Here is a 14,243-nt window from a genome sequence, read left to right as displayed (position 1 = left end):
ATGGCTGCGTCGCGCCGGGTGTTGTGCCGCGCGCGACACGAAGCGAGCCGCGCGGCGCGATGCGGACGGTCGCAAGCTTCGCCCCACTCATAAATCCAGTTGATCCGTCGCCGGATAGACCACCGTGGCGTCGCTCTGCACGACAGCGCCTTCGGTGAGGCGGGCGGGCTCGAGGCGCCCCTCCCCCATGAGGTGGACGACGGTCTCCCCGGACGCAATGAGGTAGTCGGCGACGATGCGGCGGTGGCAGCGCCACCACACGGCTTCCGAACACATGATCGCGCAGCGCAGCCGGTGGCCCTCCTCGCGCAGGTGCTGCAGGCCTGCATGAAACTGCGGCGACAACGCGTAGTCGGCGTAGTTGTGGAAGCTCTCGTTGCTCCAGAATCCGTTGACCGAAGGCGGCACGCTTCGCGCCTTGCCGCGGAGCCCGCCGAGATCGGCCAGATGCTCATACGCGATGCCCGCGGCCGCCAGCGATGTAGGGAGCGTGTCCTTGTTGAACTGCGGATTGGTGCGCGATCTTGGCACCGTTCTGATGTCGACAACGCGGTCGATCTTGGCCTCGGTGAGGACGGTAACGAAATCCTCGAGACTGCGGTTGGAATGGCCGATCGTGAAGAACGGAAGCGCCACGCCGTGCCTCTGTCACGCGCGATGCAGCGCGCTGCCCTTGTGGGCCGCGACGTGATCGGTCTTGTCGCTCTTGATCTCGTATTGCGGATCAGCCTCCGAGGCGCGGTGGGTGTGCCCCTTGTAGTCGAAATCGCTGGTGTGAACCGCGATGATGGTGCCCGAGACCCGTCCGGCCTCGGAATTCCAGCTGACGTGATCGCCGACCTTGAATTTCCGGGTCATGGTCCTTCACTCACGTTGTCCTGGTCATCTTGTCGGCGATGCCGCAGCTCCGGCCCGGTCGAGCACACCAGGTCCGTTATGCCCAGCAGCCACCATATCAGGCTCAGCCTGACCGCCGCAGCATAGTCGGCTTCATGGCAATCGGCGACGCCGATACAGGTTCCTGCCGCTCGCGCTTCGCCGAGCGAAGAACCGCCTGTACCAGCCGCGCGCAAGATCGCGGGGCCGCCCAGCGGTCAAAGGTTCAGGTTGTATTTTATTTATTACACACGTATATTGAGCATGCGATCAAAAGTGGAGGGGCTATGCCGCTGCACCATAACGTTGATCCGAAATTTCCTTATGACGGTCCTGATTTCGACGAGTTCTGCATTGCGGAGAATGGATACCTGAAGGCGTCGCGCGATCGCAGCCCGTGCATCTCCTGCGCCCTGTCCAAGCTTTGCCAGGCCGGCTTCGAGAAGCAGGTGCATCTTGCCGTCGAAGGAAAGGATCCAAGCCTGACTAAGGACTGCGAGCTGACCGCAAGCGACCTGACGGCAGAGCGGCTGCTCGCCGGATTGACCGAGGAAGAAATCGCGTTTGTGAAAACCTACATTTCAAGCCTGGCGGAGGAGTGCGGAAATGGCTGATACAGCATCGATGCAACTCGAAGCGAAGAAGCAGCTGGCTGCGAAGGCGGATACCGTGGCCAAGCATCAACTCGAGGCGAAGCGCCAGCTGGCCGAAAAGGCGGCGCTGACCAGCAGGCACCAGCTCGAGGCCAAGAAACAGCTCTCCGAGAAGGCCAATCTGGTCGCCAGGATGCAGCTCGCGACGAAGAAGAGCAGCTGATCGCGCGTTTCGGTGCAAGCTCCCGCACGATGAGAGACGACACCGGATCAGGTACGACCGCCCGCCGGGCTGAACGAATTCAACCCCGTCCAACCGAAGGAGCGGCCGGGCGTCATGGCGATCGCGACGGGAGCCGCCATGGCTGCCTGCGAAAGCGTGTTGGTCTTGCGGGGTGGGCGAACGGTGCCCAGGAGCGGGATCGAACCATCCGGCTTCGCCCTTCGGGCTACGCCGGGACGAGTCTTCGTGCGGATCGCTCGTACGGCAGCACTGAGCTGAATGGTGCCCAGGGGCGGGATCGAACCACCGACACTGCGATTTTCAGTCGCATGCTCTACCAACTGAGCTACCTGGGCAAACCCGCAGGACCGAAAAGGCCGAAGCGAGCGGGCGGTTTATAGAGAGGTCGGGGCGCTGTGTCCACCCGGCTTCGCGAAACGCTTCGCCGGGCGCCGCCCGCCCGGCGTTGTTTCCCCAACTTGTTGGGAAATCTTGGCTATTCCGGGTCCTCCACGTCGTCCTCGCGGCCGGGAACGACATAGCGGCCGCTGAGCCAGCGGTTGAGGTCGACGTCGCGGCAGCGCGACGAGCAGAACGGGAGAAAGGCCTGCTGGGCGGGCTTGCCGCAGATCGGGCAGGCGCGCGCGGTGGCCGGGGGTGTTCGGGCTTGGTCAGTCATGGCTGGGACGGAGTTTACACCAGTTGGCAATTGAGGAGGCGATCGCTTGTTCCGTGCCGCGCGTCGCTCCCTTCCCTTCTCCCCTCTTGTCCGCCGAAGCCTTGGCGAAGGCGGATGTGGGAGAAGGTGGCGCGCAGCGCCGGATGAGGGGTCTCTATCCGCGGAGGTAGACCCCTCACCCGGAATTCAAGCTGACGCTTGAATTCCGACCTCTCCCACAAGGGGAGAGGTGCACCGTCGATGCGGATACATCAGCTCACACCGCGACGGCGTTGAGCCAGCCGTGGCGGATCGGAAAGCCTTCGCCGCCGAGCAAGGTGACGGTCTCGTAGAGCGGCAGGCCGACGACGTTGGTGTAGGAGCCGACCATCTTGACCACGAAGGATCCGGCGATGCCCTGCACGGCATAGCCGCCGGCTTTGCCGCGCCATTCGCCGGAGCCGATATAGGCCTGGATGTCGTCGTCGCTGAGCCGCTTGAAGCGCACCCGCGTCTCGACCAGGCGCTGGCGGAACGCCTCGCGCGGCGTCACCACGCAGATCGCGGTGTAGACGCGGTGATTGCGGCCCGACAGCAGCCGCAGGCACTGCGCGGCCTCGTCGACCAGATTGGCCTTGGGCAGGATGCGGCGGCCGACCGCGACCACGGTGTCGGCGGAGATGATGAAGGAGCCGCGCAGATCGTCGTCGAGCTGCACCGACTTCAGCGCCGCGTCCGCTTTCGCACGCGCCAGACGGTTGGCGCAGGCGCGCGGCAGCTCGCCCCGCCGCGGGGTCTCGTCGACATCGGCCGGACGCAGCGCGTCGGGCTCGATGCCGGCCTGGTTGAGCAGGGCCAGCCGCCGCGGCGAACCGGAAGCAAGAACGAATTTGGGACGGCCTAGCATGCGGGCTTTGGGCTGAATCGGGGGGACGGACGCGGGCGGAACCTATCGGATGGGGCATGGATGCACAACCTTGGAACCGGCTGCGAATCGCGCTTCCCCGTGGCCGACAAGGCCCCATAAGCACAGCTGTTTGTCAGTCTGGCGACAAGGGGCGGACTTTGCGAATCGGAACACGCGGGCCTCTGCCCTGAGCCTCACAAGTTCGCCACACCGGCCTTGGTGAAGCGGCGGCGGATGCGCAGCAACAGGCCGTCGCAGACCTCGCGATAGGCGGCGAGCTTCTGCTCGCGGTTGCCGCTGGTGCCGGTCGGATCAGGGGTCGGCCAGTACTCGACAGCGGCGGCGAGCGTCCGGGTCAGATCCAGCGCCTTGTGGTGCGCCTCGGGCGATAGCGTGATGATGAGGTCGAAGTTCAGCCCTTCCCAATCCTCGAGCTCCTCGAAGGTCTGCGGCTTGTGGCCGGAGATGTCCTGGCCGAACTCGGCCATCACGGCGACCGCGAACGGATCGAGCTCGCCCTTCTTCACGCCGGCGGAGCGGACATAGACGCCTTGCGGAAACATCTCCTGCAGCAGGCTTTCGGCCATCGGCGAGCGCACGGCGTTGTGCCCACATGCGAACAGCACGGCCTGGGGGTGGCGCGCGCGCGGCGCTTCCATGCGATCAGGCTTTTTTCGACCGGGGTACGCCCCCGTCGTCTGGCGAAGTGAAGATGGCCGGGATCATGCGCTTCTTATTCCGGCGCATGATCTCCGCGCAAACGCTCGCGTTTGTCGCGACCGAAAACCGGTGCCCACTTTGCGTTAACGCGGCCTTCCGGGTCGGGATCATGCGCCCTCACCCTTCCAGTGCAGCACAGTGATCAACGTGAACAACCGCCGCGCGGTCTCGAAATCGACGCGCACCTTGCCCTTGAGCCGCTCCTGCAGCGTGCGCGAGCCCTCGTCATGGATCCCGCGGCGGCCCATATCGATGGCCTCGATCTTGTCCGGTGTCGCGGTGCGGATCGCCTGATAGTAGCTGTCGCAGATCATGAAGTAGTCCTTCACGACGCGGCGGAACGGCGTCAGCGACAGTAGATGCGCCACCACGGGCGCGCCGTCCTCTTTCCTGATGTCGAACATCAGCCGGTTGCCGGTGATCGCGATGTGCAGGGTATAGGGCCCCGGCCCGGCTGCGCCTTCTGGCGCGAACAGGTTCTGCTCGACCAGGTCGTAGATGGCGATCGCCCGCTCATGCTCGATGTCGGGCCCGGAACGGCCGATCGATTCCTCGTCGAGCGTCACCGCGACGATGCGATTGTTGGAATCCTCGTCGTCTGGTGGCTTGTTCATGAGAGGTTGAGGCGCAATCCGACGGAACGTGAATGGGCATCGAGACCCTCGGCCTGGCCGAGCGTCATCGCGGCGGGCCCGAGCGCACGAAGCTGATCCGGCCCGCACCGCAGGATCGAGGTTCGCTTCATGAAGTCAAGCACCCCGAGGCCCGAGGAGAACCGCGCCGAGCGCGCGGTCGGCAGCACGTGGTTGGAGCCGCCGACATAGTCGCCGATCGCCTCCGGGGTATGGGGCCCAAGGAAGATCGCGCCGGCGTTGCGGACCTTTTTCGACAGGCCCTCGGCGTCCGCGGTCATGATCTCCAGATGCTCGGCCGCGATCGCATTGGCGAGCTCGATCGCGTCGTCGAGCTTTGACACCATGATCACCGCGCCAAAATCGTCCCACGAGGCGCGCGCAATCACCGCACGCGGCAGCGTCGCAAGTTGCGCCTCGACCGCGCGCTCGACATCGGCGGCGAGCCGTGGGCTGTCGGTGATCAGGATCGACTGCGCGCTGACGTCATGCTCGGCCTGCGCCAGGAGATCGGCCGCGATCCAGTCGGCATTGCCGGTGTCGTCGGCGATCACGAGCACCTCGGAGGGGCCGGCGATCATGTCGATGCCGACCTTGCCGAACACCAGCCGCTTGGCGGCAGCGACATAGGCGTTGCCGGGGCCGACGATCTTGGCGACCGGCGCGATCGTCGCGGTGCCATAGGCCAGCGCCGCCACCGCCTGGGCACCGCCGACGCGGTAGATTTCCGAGACGCCGCCGAGATGGGCGGCGGCGAGCACCAGCGGGTTGAGCTTGCCGTCGGGCGCCGGCACCACCATCACGACCCGCGGCACGCCGGCGACCCGGGCCGGCACCGCATTCATCAGCACCGAGGATGGATAGGCCGCGGTCCCGCCGGGCACGTAGAGCCCGACCGCATCGACCGCGCTCCAGCGCCAGCCGAGCTCGACCCCGGCGGCATCGGTGAAGCGTTCGTCCTTGGGCAGCTGGCGGCGGTGAAAGGTCTCGATCCGGTCGCGCGCGAATTTCAGCGCCTCGACGGTCTTGGGGTCGCAGGCCGCAACCGCAGCGTCGACCTCGGCGGCGGTGATACGCAGGCCGGCGGCTTCGATGTCGAGCCGGTCGAACTTTTTGGTCGCCTCGAGCAGCGCCGCGTCGCCGCGGGCCGCCACGTCATCGACGATGGCGCGGGTGGCGCGCTCGACATCGGCCGATACCTCGCGCTTGGCCGCCAGGAATTCGCGGAAACGCTGGTCGAAATCGGCGCTCTGTCGGTCCAGGCGAACGGGCATGGCGGCTTTCTGAAGAGGAATTCGGGTCCCTGCTCAATGGCGCGGCGGATAATGGCCGTCAACCCTTGGCAGACACCCACCGTCGTCCCGGCGAAAGCCGGGACCCATAACCACCGATGCGGATTATGGTCGCGATGGGACCCCAGCTCCCGCAGCGGGCAATGGGTCCCGGCTTTCGCCGGGACGACGGCATAATTACCCCGGAGCCACCCCGAGATCGTCGGGCCCGAGATCGGTCAATTCGCACTCCAGGCACTCGACATCGAGCCGCAGCGCCCCACCCTGGCCGAACATCAGCAGCGCGCTGCCGCCGGGCGGGTCGGAGGCGTGGAATTCGATCCCGAGCAGTTCCAGGGTGGCCTCAGGGGCCTTCAGGTCGATGTTGCGCGACTTGCATGCCAGCACCCGGTCGAACCTGAGCGCGGCGATCAGCCGGCGCGAGCAGGTGCCGCCGGCCAAGGTCTGCTCCCAGTCCAGCCGGTTCAGGCCGAGCACGAGGCGTTTCTCGTCCTGGCGCCAGACGATGTCGGCGGGCTGGACGCGGGCGTCCTGCACATGGGCGGAGATCACCGCGAGGTCATCGGCATCGAGGGCGATCAGTTTCAGGGGAGCAGGCGGGGACATGGCGGCAATTATAACGTCCTGGAAGCCGGGAGATACCCACGCGCCTCAAGGAAACCCACGATCAAGGGAACCGGCCCTGCCGCCGCCCCCCGTCAGAGGCTGTTGATGTCCTCGCTCTCCAGCACCGGCCTCGGATAGCCGTCGCGGGCGACCTTGAGCATGGCGCGGCCAAGCTGTTCCGATGTCGTCATGTAGCTCGGGGCAACGCGCACCAGAAACGACAGCAACGGCGAGGTCGCGACATAGATCGCCTGCACCCAGCCGGTCTTGGAGCGGACCCCGTGCAGCGGCTGGATACCGGCGGGCCGGAACATGTAGGCCGCCTTGAACGGCAGCTTGAGCAGGTCGTTCTCGGTCTTGCCCTTCACCCGCGCCCACATCTGCGGACCCTGTTCGGTGGAATCGGCGCCACGTCCCGTGACATAGGTGAACACCATGCCGGGATTGAGCCGCGCCAGCGTCGTCGCCGCCGCCAGCGTGATGTCGTAGGTCAGATGGCGGTAGCGCGCCTCGTCCATCCCGATCGAGGAGACGCCGAGGCAGAAGAAGCAGGCGTCATAGCCGGCCAGCTGCGGCTCGATTGCGCTGTAGTCGACGAAATTGTCGCAGATCAACTCGACGAGCTTTGGATCGCGCTGCGCGGTCGGGCTGCGTCCGACCGCGAGCACGCGCTCGACGCCGGGATCGAGCAGGCACTCGCGCAGCACGCCCTGCCCGACCATGCCGGTCGCGCCGAACAGGATGACCTTCATATTGCGTCCTTTTGCCCGGCCTTACCGGATGCGCTCACGCGCAGCCGCCCGTCAGCCCTTGATGAACGCCAGCAGATCCTTGTTGATCGTCTCGGCTTCGGTGGTCGGCATGCCGTGCGGAAAACCCTTGTAGGTCTTCAGCGTGCCGTTCTTCAAAAGCTTGGCCGAGAGCGGGCCGGAATCGGCATAGGGCACGATCTGGTCGTCGTCGCCATGCATCACCAGCACCGGCACAGTGATCTTCTTCAAGTCCTCGGTGAAGTCGGTCTGCGAGAACGCGACGATGCCGTCGTAATGCGCCTTGGCGCCGCCCATCATGCCCTGCCGCCACCAGTTCTGGATCACGGCTTCCGACGGTTTTGCGCCGGGCCGGTTGTAGCCGTAGAACGGCCCGGCCGGAATATCGCGGTAGAACTGGGAGCGGTTGGCCGCGAGCTGGGCCTGCAGCCCGTCGAACACCGACTTGGGCAGACCGCCGGGGTTGGCCGCGGTCTGCACCATCAGGGGCGGCACCGCGCTCAGGATCGCGGCCTTTGCGACCCGGCTCTCGCCGTGGCGGGCGATGTAATGCACCACCTCGCCGCCGCCGGTAGAATGGCCGACATGGACGGCATTCTTCAGGTCAAGATGCGCGGTGACGGCCGCGAGGTCGTCGGCATAGTGGTCCATGTCATGGCCGTCGGCGACCTGGGCGGAGCGGCCGTGGCCGCGGCGGTCATGGGCTACGACGCGAAAACCGTGTCCCACGAAGAACAGCATCTGCGCGTCCCAGTCGTCCGATGACAGCGGCCAGCCATGGCTGAACACGATCGGCTGGCCCGAACCCCAATCCTTGTAGAAGATCTCGACGCCGTCTTTGGTGGTGATGATCGGCATTTGATTGCTCCTCTTGTTGCAGATCTTCAGGCGCGAACGCAGCTCACGCGCGCGCCATCGCGCGTCACCTTCTATGCCGTGCGTCGCCGCGAAATGATGTCATCCGCCCCCGATCAGGCGAACGTGACCGGCCTGAACCGGCGCCAGGCGCCGATGATCACCACGGCGAAGAACACCAGCACGATGCCCTGCACCACCGCAAACACCGGCCCGGACGGTGGGTTCGGCGGCACCGCCGGCGCCAGCGCCTGCAGCGCGGGCACCTTGAGGAAGCTCTGGATGACGAGCACGAAAACGTTGAGATAGAGCGAGACCATCGCGGTCACGATATAGATCGGACGCCAGGCGCCCTTGAGCTGCATCGCATACAGCGCGATGCAGGCGATCGCGAGCAGCACCAGCGAGAGGCCGCCGATGATGTGCGACGGCAGCAGCTTCTCGGTCGCCAAGGGCGGGATCACGAAGCCGGTGGCGTTGGTCAGGATCGTGAGGATGAGGAAGATCGCGGTCAGCCCGGGCATCGCGCGCGAGCCGAGCAGGCCGAACATCACGATCACGCCGGCGACGATAGCGATCAGGCTGATAATGACGTGCACAAGCACCAGCGTCGTCATGTGGCGTACTCCCCGTTGAGAACCCGCACTACGTTACGATGCGTCCTTGAAAATTGCTACATGGTTCGATGGCAGGATCGCCGACATCTCATGAGAAATTTGCCGGCGTCGGCACTTGCCAAAAATTGTCGCACGCATGTCGTACGCACGTGCTCCTCGTGAGACACTGAATCAATAATAGCGCGGGATCGGCCCGTTATGCGGCGTCTTGCGCCTCGACAGGTCGAACAGCACCTCGTCGACATAGCACCAGCCCCAGCCTTCCGGCGGATCGTAGCCCTCGATCACGGGATGGCCGGTGGTGTGGAAATGCGCCGTCGCATGTCGGTTCGGCGAGTCGTCGCAGCAGCCGACATGGCCGCAAGTCCGGCAGATCCGCAAATGCAGCCAGCGGCTGCCGCTCTTCAGGCATTCCTCGCAGCCGAACGCACTCGGCGTGACGTCCTGAATGCCGGCGATGTGGGTGCAGCCTTTTGTCATCAAATCTCCTACAGCGACGGACTGCCGTCATCGGCGAGATAGCCGTGCAGCGCCGCAACGACCTGCGCGCCCTCGCCGATCGCACCGCCGACGCGTTTGACCGATCCGGAGCGGACGTCGCCGACCGCGAACACGCCGGGCACCGTGGTCTCGAGCAACGGCACCGCGGGCGCACCCTCGCCGTTCTGCACACCGGTCATCACGAAGCCGCCGCGGTCGACCTGCACGCCGCAGCCCTCGAGCCAGCCGGTCGCCGGATCGGCGCCGACGAACAGGAAGAGATTGCGGATATCCATGGTGAACTCGTCGGGCGCGAGCCGGCTGCGCCAGCGCACGCGCTCCAGCGTCTCCGCGCCTTCGAGCCCGATCACCTCGGTGTTGAACATCAGTTCGATGTTCGGCGTCGCCTCGATGCGCTCGATCAAATAGCGCGACATGCTGGCCCCGAGCCCGCCGCCGCGAATCATCATGTTGACCCTGCGGGCATGCGCCGACAGATACACCGCCGCCTGCCCCGCGGAGTTGCCGCCGCCGACCAGCACGACATCCTGCTGGGCGCAGAGCCGCGCCTCGATCGGCGAGGCCCAGTACCAGACGCCGCGGCCCTCATAATTCTCGAGATTGTCGATCGCCGGCCGGCGATAGCGCGCGCCGCTCGCGACCACCACCGACTTGGCGCGCAGCGTGTGCCCGCAGCCGGTGGCGAGCGTGAACGCGCCCGACGCCTTCGAGCAGTCGAGCGATTTGATCGAAACCGGGATCAGCATCTCGGCGCCGAATTTCTGCGCCTGGTTGAAGGCGCGCCCGGCCAGCGCCTGGCCGGTGATGCCGGTCGGAAATCCCAGATAGTTCTCGATCCGCATGCTGGCGCCGGCCTGGCCGCCGAACGCGCGGGAATCGAACACCGCGACCGACAGCCCCTCGGAGGCCGCATAGACCGCGGTGGAGAGCCCGGCCGGGCCGCTGCCGACCACCGCGACATCGTAGAGCTTGTCTTGCGCACTGTTGCCGATCATACCGAGCGCCATCGCCAGCGCGGTCTCGGACGGATTGCGCAGCACCGTGCCGTTCGGGCAGACCACCAGCGGCAGCTCGGCGCGCGTCGGCGAATAGCGCGCGACGAGATCGGCCGCATCCTTGTCGGTCTCGGGATCGAGGACGTGATGCGGCTGGCCGTTGCGCGCCAGGAAATTCTGCAGCGGCGCCATGTTGCCGACCGACGCGGAGCCGATCAGCACCGGCCCGCCGGCGCCACCCTGGATCAGGCTGACGCGGCGCAGGATCAGCGCGCGCATGATGCGCTCGCCGAGGTCAGCCTCGGCAACCAGCAGCGCGCGCAGCCGCTCGGGCGGCAGCAGCAGCGTCTCGACGGGGCCCTCGGCATGGCCGTCGACCAGCGCGGCGCGCCCGGAGAGCTGGCCGATCTCGGCGAGGAATTGCCCCGGCCCCTGGTCGATGATCGGCGTGACACGGCCGAGGCCATCGCGCTGGGAGATCGCCACGCTGCCCGACAGCACCACGAACATGCCGGGCCCCGGCTTGCCCGTCTCGAACAGCGCCTCGCCATCCTTGTACGACCGCGGCTCGCCGAAGCGGCGCATCCGCTCGATCTCATGCGCCGTCAGGGTCGGAAAGGTTTGCTCGTGGCGCGGGAAAGCGGTGGCGGTTGCGTTCAATCGGTCGATCGTCGTTTCATCCATGGCCATCTCGGCGACTCGCTTCTTGTTGCAACACACGCCAACCGGCCGGAGTTTCGATTCTCACTAGAACCAGAACCCAGGCCCTGGCTTGTCGTTTTGCCGGATTTTCTGCACGAACTGATGTCCATCTCGCGCGAGATTGCTTTAGCGGCCCGGCTCGCTTCCGCCGGCGTCGTCTCGTGAGCCGTCTTCTGGCGAGGCGTCATCTAACGAGGCTTGGGCCGGTTCGGAAGCCACATCCTCGCGACCGCGCGCCTGCGATTTCCGCCGCTTCAGATTTTCGCGCAGCGCGAGCTTGAGACGATCCTGTCGTGAATCCTTCACGCGGGCTCCGGCCTGGCCGCCCTTGTCGTGCTCACCTGTCATTGCAAAACTCTCGAACCGCCGCCGCGCCTTCCCCGAGGCCGAACATAGCCAATGCCCGCCGCCCGCGCACCCTGCCCGGTCGGCCAGTTGCGCACTCGGTGGCATGATTCGGCGACTTGGCGGATCAGGAGGTTTCCGGAGGAATCGGGAACCCAATCAAGCCGAAATCGGCCGGATTGGACAGAATCACTGCGTGGGGCGTCAATTTCTGCCGATTTCATCAGCAAGCGGGGTGCTGTTTCGCTTGCGTGAAGGGGAGGCCTGTGGCAAGAACCGCCCGCTTGGACGGGCCCTTGGGGCCGATTCAATTTTTCCCGGGCATGCTGCCGTAGCTCAGTGGTAGAGCACTCCATTGGTAATGGAGAGGTCGACAGTTCAATCCTGTCTGGCAGCACCAGGACCTTCATCGCGCAGCGCTAAGCCGAATACGAGACATCCCCGCCTCGCCAAAGACCCGGCCTCCCTTACGTCCTGATCGCGAAATCTACTTTTGGTTGATTTTCGGCCAAAGCCATACTTCTATGCGCCTGTAGTTACTTTGGCGAATTTCAGAACTTGGCAATACGACAGGGAATTGGGGGATTTCGCGTGCACATGAAAATTCTGCTGCCGGCGGCTGTTTCGCTGTTGGCCTCCTCGTCCGCATTTGGCTTTGACTTGGGAGATGTTGAGCGTGCATCGGGCTCGCAGCCGGTCATAAGAGCCTTCGACGGCCCCAGGGACGTTTTCCAGTACGACCTGAAAGTCGGCAATCTCTGCGACAATCCGCAGAGCCTGAACAACGTGGCATCGAGCTGGGTCGGAGCGAAGCGAACCGGCAACGTATTCCAGGATGGATTCAATATTCACGACCGGTCTGTCGCCCTTGCGGCCGTGGTCACGTTCCCGAACGCCAAGAGCAACGAGACCAAGCAGGTCAAAGTGCCGATCATAGCGAAGGCCAACTTTGGCGACACCCAGATTCAGAACTGCGAAGGCACCATCATCACCGACGTTCCGGCGAACGCGAAAATAAGGATGCACTTCGAGTACAAGCAGTCGGACACCATTCGATTCAATGACCCGACGAAGTTTGTGAGCGGTATTGCGACGGTCGGCACCAGCGCCGTCGCGTTGGGCTCCTTAGCCACAGGCACTGGGGGCCTTGGATCGGCGATCGTCCCGGTCGTCTCCTATCTGCAGAAAAACAGCAACGCCATCACGACGCTCAATAGCGGCGTGAACTCGATCATGGAGTCGTTCGCCGAAACCAAATCGCCTGATCCCAAGCAGTACGAGATCAGATCGACCGCCAGCAACATCAGCTACAGAAGCGGCCGAACGACCGTCATCTCGATCGACAAGATTGTGCATGGTAGCGGGTTGGATATTGATGGCATGAACGGCTGGTCGGGGGTCGACGGAGCTTTTTCCGACCGGTACGGCGAGCTTCAGAACCAATTCAACAATGCCCAGAATGCGGTCGATTCTCCCTGGTCGGCCAACCTGCCCAAGTTCTGCGCGAAGCTCCGAAGCTATGTGGACGGAGCGACCAAGGGCGACCGTTTCGCGTCGGCTCTTGGTATCGGGTTTCACGCCTTCTACAATTCGACGGAATATGGCGGAAAAACCTGTCTGAACTCTTGGGACATCGCGGCCCTCAAAGCGCACCATTTTGCCCCGCCCTTCCCCGGTGCCTGGCCGACGAATGCGACACCATCCGAACCTGTGGTGGCAGCACGGTCTGCGCCCAAGCCGTCCGGCAAATCCGCCCGGATGGCCAACGCTCTCGCCTCACGCTGATGATCTGAACTCACCCTGCCGGCGCTGACCCAGGCGCCGGCAGGAGCGTGACTCCTCTTCTGGCAGCACCATCCCCTTCCACCGGTACACTTGTCACTTGCCGGCGAATTTGAGCCAAGCTGCGCAGCTCAGGCTGCGAGCTGCCGGGCGATCGCATCGATCGCGACCCGGGTACGCAGTGGCAGGAACTGCGCCTCCGGCCAGATCAGGAAATAGCTCAAGCGCAACGCCGCGTGATCGGTCAGGACCGGCACCAGCCGGCCGGCCCCTAGCCGATCCTCGACGAGCCAAAGCGGCAGCCAGGCGAAACCCATTCCCGCCTCGACCGCGTCGGCGATGCTCTGGAGGTCGTCGAGCAGCAGCCGCTTGCGCGGCATGACATCGAGCTCGGTCCCACCCTCGCGGGGGAAGCGCCAGGGTCGCGGCCGACCCGAACGGCTGTAGAAGATGCCATCATGGCCGGCGAGCTGCGCCGGTTCCTGCAGCGGCTGCGCGCTCGCGTAAGGCGGTGCGGCACACACGACCATCGGATACTCCGCCAGCTTGCGGCTGATGAGACCGCCACCGTCGGCGGGAAGCCCGCTTCGCACACTGAGGTCGTAGCCCTCGCGAAGCAGATCGCTCGGCCGATCGCTGAACGACAACACCAGATCAAGCGCAGGATGTTCGGTCGCGAGCTGGACCAGCAGCGGTGCGATCAGCATTCGCCCGTAGATCACGGGCAACGTGACGCGCAGCGTCCCTTGCACCGCGCCGACGTGATCCTTGACCATGGCGTCCGCCGCATGCGCTTCCGACAGCACTGCCTTGCAGCGGTCGAAATAGGCGCGCCCCAGATCGCTGAGCGCCATCTTGCGGGTCGTCCGATGCACGAGGGTCGTACCGAGATGCGCCTCCAGGGAACGAATGTGCTTGCCGGCCATCGGCGCCGACATGCCGTAGGCACTGGCCGCGGCCGCGAACGAGCCCAGTTCCACGGCCTTGACGAACACTCCCATGCTGAGAAAGCGGTCCATTGCAAACCTCTGGTTCATTCTGACGTGCCTGGCGGCGCGTTCTCTTCTCGAAGAAGCGGCCTCATGAATGAGGGCAACCGAATGCTCTGCGCCAGCGGACCGCCTCCATCGCGGCGCCCAGTGCGGCAGGGCCGGCTTGATCGCCTCGAA

The 14,243-nt window shown here is 65.0% G+C and carries 17 protein-coding genes and 2 tRNA genes; 4 read left to right on the top strand and 15 right to left on the bottom strand.

Translation table 11 applies throughout. The annotated features are described in order from the left end of the window. Nucleotides 1–87: 87 nt before the first annotated feature. Both Q0030_RS16040 and Q0030_RS16035 read right to left on the bottom strand, forming a co-directional pair. Nucleotides 88–636 carry a DUF488 domain-containing protein gene (locus Q0030_RS16040; protein WP_298368697.1) on the bottom strand — a complete coding sequence of 183 codons (549 nt, stop codon included), beginning with the start codon at nucleotides 634–636 and terminating at the stop codon, nucleotides 88–90. A 12-nt stretch (nucleotides 637–648) separates the two neighbouring features. Further along, entirely contained in the window at nucleotides 649–858 is a 210-nt protein-coding gene (locus Q0030_RS16035; RefSeq protein ID WP_298368695.1) for a DUF2945 domain-containing protein, read from the bottom strand. Nucleotides 859–992: 134 nt separating this feature from the next. On the opposite strand from Q0030_RS16035, the gene Q0030_RS16030 reads away from it, so the two are divergent. Together Q0030_RS16030 and Q0030_RS16025 are read left to right on the top strand one after the other, a co-directional pair. After that, nucleotides 993–1,490: a hypothetical protein gene (locus Q0030_RS16030; RefSeq protein WP_298368693.1), complete on the top strand. Its 498-nt coding sequence runs from the start codon at nucleotides 993–995 to the stop codon at nucleotides 1,488–1,490. Continuing rightward, complete coding sequence (locus Q0030_RS16025) at nucleotides 1,483–1,692, top strand: hypothetical protein (protein ID WP_076865413.1); 210 nt, start codon at nucleotides 1,483–1,485, stop codon at nucleotides 1,690–1,692. The genes Q0030_RS16030 and Q0030_RS16025 overlap by 8 nt, the downstream gene beginning before the upstream one ends. Nucleotides 1,693–1,972: 280 nt before the next feature. On the opposite strand, the gene Q0030_RS16020 is transcribed toward Q0030_RS16025, so the two are convergent. From Q0030_RS16020 to Q0030_RS15965, 12 genes are all read right to left on the bottom strand, one after another. Beyond that, nucleotides 1,973–2,048 (bottom strand) — tRNA-Phe (locus Q0030_RS16020). Nucleotides 2,049–2,188: 140 nt separating this feature from the next. Next, a complete protein-coding gene (gene yacG, locus Q0030_RS16015; RefSeq protein WP_298368685.1) occupies nucleotides 2,189–2,371 on the bottom strand; it encodes a DNA gyrase inhibitor YacG in 183 nt (60 codons plus the stop codon). Between the two features lie 256 nt (nucleotides 2,372–2,627). Further along, on the bottom strand, nucleotides 2,628–3,257 hold the full coding sequence (locus tag Q0030_RS16010; protein WP_092123132.1) for a Maf-like protein: 630 nt from the start codon (nucleotides 3,255–3,257) through the stop codon (nucleotides 2,628–2,630). Between the two features lie 194 nt (nucleotides 3,258–3,451). Beyond that, nucleotides 3,452–3,916: a low molecular weight phosphatase family protein gene (locus Q0030_RS16005; protein ID WP_298368681.1), complete on the bottom strand. Its 465-nt coding sequence runs from the start codon at nucleotides 3,914–3,916 to the stop codon at nucleotides 3,452–3,454. 168 nt (nucleotides 3,917–4,084) lie between these two features. Further along, nucleotides 4,085–4,591, bottom strand: a complete 507-nt coding sequence (locus tag Q0030_RS16000) for a UPF0262 family protein (protein WP_092123128.1) — start codon at nucleotides 4,589–4,591, stop codon at nucleotides 4,085–4,087. Further along, nucleotides 4,588–5,883, bottom strand: coding sequence for a histidinol dehydrogenase (gene hisD / locus Q0030_RS15995; RefSeq protein WP_298368677.1), 1,296 nt, complete (start codon nucleotides 5,881–5,883; stop codon nucleotides 4,588–4,590). The genes Q0030_RS16000 and hisD overlap by 4 nt, the downstream gene beginning before the upstream one ends. 195 nt (nucleotides 5,884–6,078) lie before the next feature. Beyond that, nucleotides 6,079–6,507: a DUF2948 family protein gene (locus tag Q0030_RS15990; RefSeq protein WP_298368674.1), complete on the bottom strand. Its 429-nt coding sequence runs from the start codon at nucleotides 6,505–6,507 to the stop codon at nucleotides 6,079–6,081. Nucleotides 6,508–6,599: 92 nt separating this feature from the next. Next, complete coding sequence (locus Q0030_RS15985; protein ID WP_298368672.1) at nucleotides 6,600–7,259, bottom strand: epimerase; 660 nt, start codon at nucleotides 7,257–7,259, stop codon at nucleotides 6,600–6,602. Between the two features lie 51 nt (nucleotides 7,260–7,310). Beyond that, nucleotides 7,311–8,135, bottom strand: a complete 825-nt coding sequence (locus Q0030_RS15980; RefSeq protein ID WP_298368669.1) for an alpha/beta hydrolase — start codon at nucleotides 8,133–8,135, stop codon at nucleotides 7,311–7,313. A gap of 113 nt (nucleotides 8,136–8,248) precedes the next feature. Then, nucleotides 8,249–8,749, bottom strand: a complete 501-nt coding sequence (locus Q0030_RS15975; protein ID WP_298368667.1) for a hypothetical protein — start codon at nucleotides 8,747–8,749, stop codon at nucleotides 8,249–8,251. A gap of 171 nt (nucleotides 8,750–8,920) precedes the next feature. Further along, on the bottom strand, nucleotides 8,921–9,229 hold the full coding sequence (locus Q0030_RS15970) for a UBP-type zinc finger domain-containing protein (protein WP_298368664.1): 309 nt from the start codon (nucleotides 9,227–9,229) through the stop codon (nucleotides 8,921–8,923). Nucleotides 9,230–9,237: 8 nt separating this feature from the next. Next, complete coding sequence (locus Q0030_RS15965) at nucleotides 9,238–10,935, bottom strand: cyclic nucleotide-binding domain-containing thioredoxin-disulfide reductase (protein ID WP_298368661.1); 1,698 nt, start codon at nucleotides 10,933–10,935, stop codon at nucleotides 9,238–9,240. A 682-nt stretch (nucleotides 10,936–11,617) separates the two neighbouring features. Between Q0030_RS15965 and Q0030_RS15955 the strand changes: the two genes are divergently transcribed. After that, a tRNA-Thr gene (locus Q0030_RS15955) sits at nucleotides 11,618–11,692 on the top strand. A gap of 197 nt (nucleotides 11,693–11,889) precedes the next feature. Then, complete coding sequence (locus tag Q0030_RS15950) at nucleotides 11,890–13,077, top strand: hypothetical protein (protein WP_298368657.1); 1,188 nt, start codon at nucleotides 11,890–11,892, stop codon at nucleotides 13,075–13,077. 128 nt (nucleotides 13,078–13,205) lie between these two features. On the opposite strand, the gene Q0030_RS15945 is transcribed toward Q0030_RS15950, so the two are convergent. After that, on the bottom strand, nucleotides 13,206–14,093 hold the full coding sequence (locus Q0030_RS15945) for a LysR family transcriptional regulator (RefSeq protein WP_298368654.1): 888 nt from the start codon (nucleotides 14,091–14,093) through the stop codon (nucleotides 13,206–13,208). Nucleotides 14,094–14,243 lie beyond the last annotated feature (150 nt).

This window comes from uncultured Bradyrhizobium sp., from assembly GCF_947648125.1.
Classification (GTDB): Bacteria; Pseudomonadota; Alphaproteobacteria; order Rhizobiales; family Xanthobacteraceae; genus Bradyrhizobium.
This window is presented reverse-complemented; position numbering and strand designations above follow the sequence as displayed.

Bases quoted from the DNA above. Each gene is read 5' to 3' on its own strand.
- Q0030_RS15950 (WP_298368657.1), top strand. From the start codon at position 11,890: ATGAAAATTCTGCTGCCGGCGGCTGTTTCGCTGTTGGCCTCCTCGTCC.
- Q0030_RS15985 (WP_298368672.1), bottom strand. From the start codon at position 7,259: ATGAAGGTCATCCTGTTCGGCGCGACCGGCATGGTCGGGCAGGGCGTG.
- Q0030_RS16035 (WP_298368695.1), bottom strand. From the start codon at position 858: ATGACCCGGAAATTCAAGGTCGGCGATCACGTCAGCTGGAATTCCGAG.
- Q0030_RS16030 (WP_298368693.1), top strand. From the start codon at position 993: ATGGCAATCGGCGACGCCGATACAGGTTCCTGCCGCTCGCGCTTCGCC.
- Q0030_RS16005 (WP_298368681.1), bottom strand. From the start codon at position 3,916: ATGGAAGCGCCGCGCGCGCGCCACCCCCAGGCCGTGCTGTTCGCATGT.
- Q0030_RS15970 (WP_298368664.1), bottom strand. From the start codon at position 9,229: ATGACAAAAGGCTGCACCCACATCGCCGGCATTCAGGACGTCACGCCG.
- yacG (WP_298368685.1), bottom strand. From the start codon at position 2,371: ATGACTGACCAAGCCCGAACACCCCCGGCCACCGCGCGCGCCTGCCCG.
- Q0030_RS15990 (WP_298368674.1), bottom strand. From the start codon at position 6,507: ATGTCCCCGCCTGCTCCCCTGAAACTGATCGCCCTCGATGCCGATGAC.
- Q0030_RS15945 (WP_298368654.1), bottom strand. From the start codon at position 14,093: ATGGACCGCTTTCTCAGCATGGGAGTGTTCGTCAAGGCCGTGGAACTG.
- Q0030_RS16010 (WP_092123132.1), bottom strand. From the start codon at position 3,257: ATGCTAGGCCGTCCCAAATTCGTTCTTGCTTCCGGTTCGCCGCGGCGG.
- Q0030_RS16000 (WP_092123128.1), bottom strand. From the start codon at position 4,591: ATGAACAAGCCACCAGACGACGAGGATTCCAACAATCGCATCGTCGCG.
- Q0030_RS15965 (WP_298368661.1), bottom strand. From the start codon at position 10,935: ATGGCCATGGATGAAACGACGATCGACCGATTGAACGCAACCGCCACC.
- Q0030_RS16025 (WP_076865413.1), top strand. From the start codon at position 1,483: ATGGCTGATACAGCATCGATGCAACTCGAAGCGAAGAAGCAGCTGGCT.
- Q0030_RS15975 (WP_298368667.1), bottom strand. From the start codon at position 8,749: ATGACGACGCTGGTGCTTGTGCACGTCATTATCAGCCTGATCGCTATC.
- hisD (WP_298368677.1), bottom strand. From the start codon at position 5,883: ATGCCCGTTCGCCTGGACCGACAGAGCGCCGATTTCGACCAGCGTTTC.
- Q0030_RS15980 (WP_298368669.1), bottom strand. From the start codon at position 8,135: ATGCCGATCATCACCACCAAAGACGGCGTCGAGATCTTCTACAAGGAT.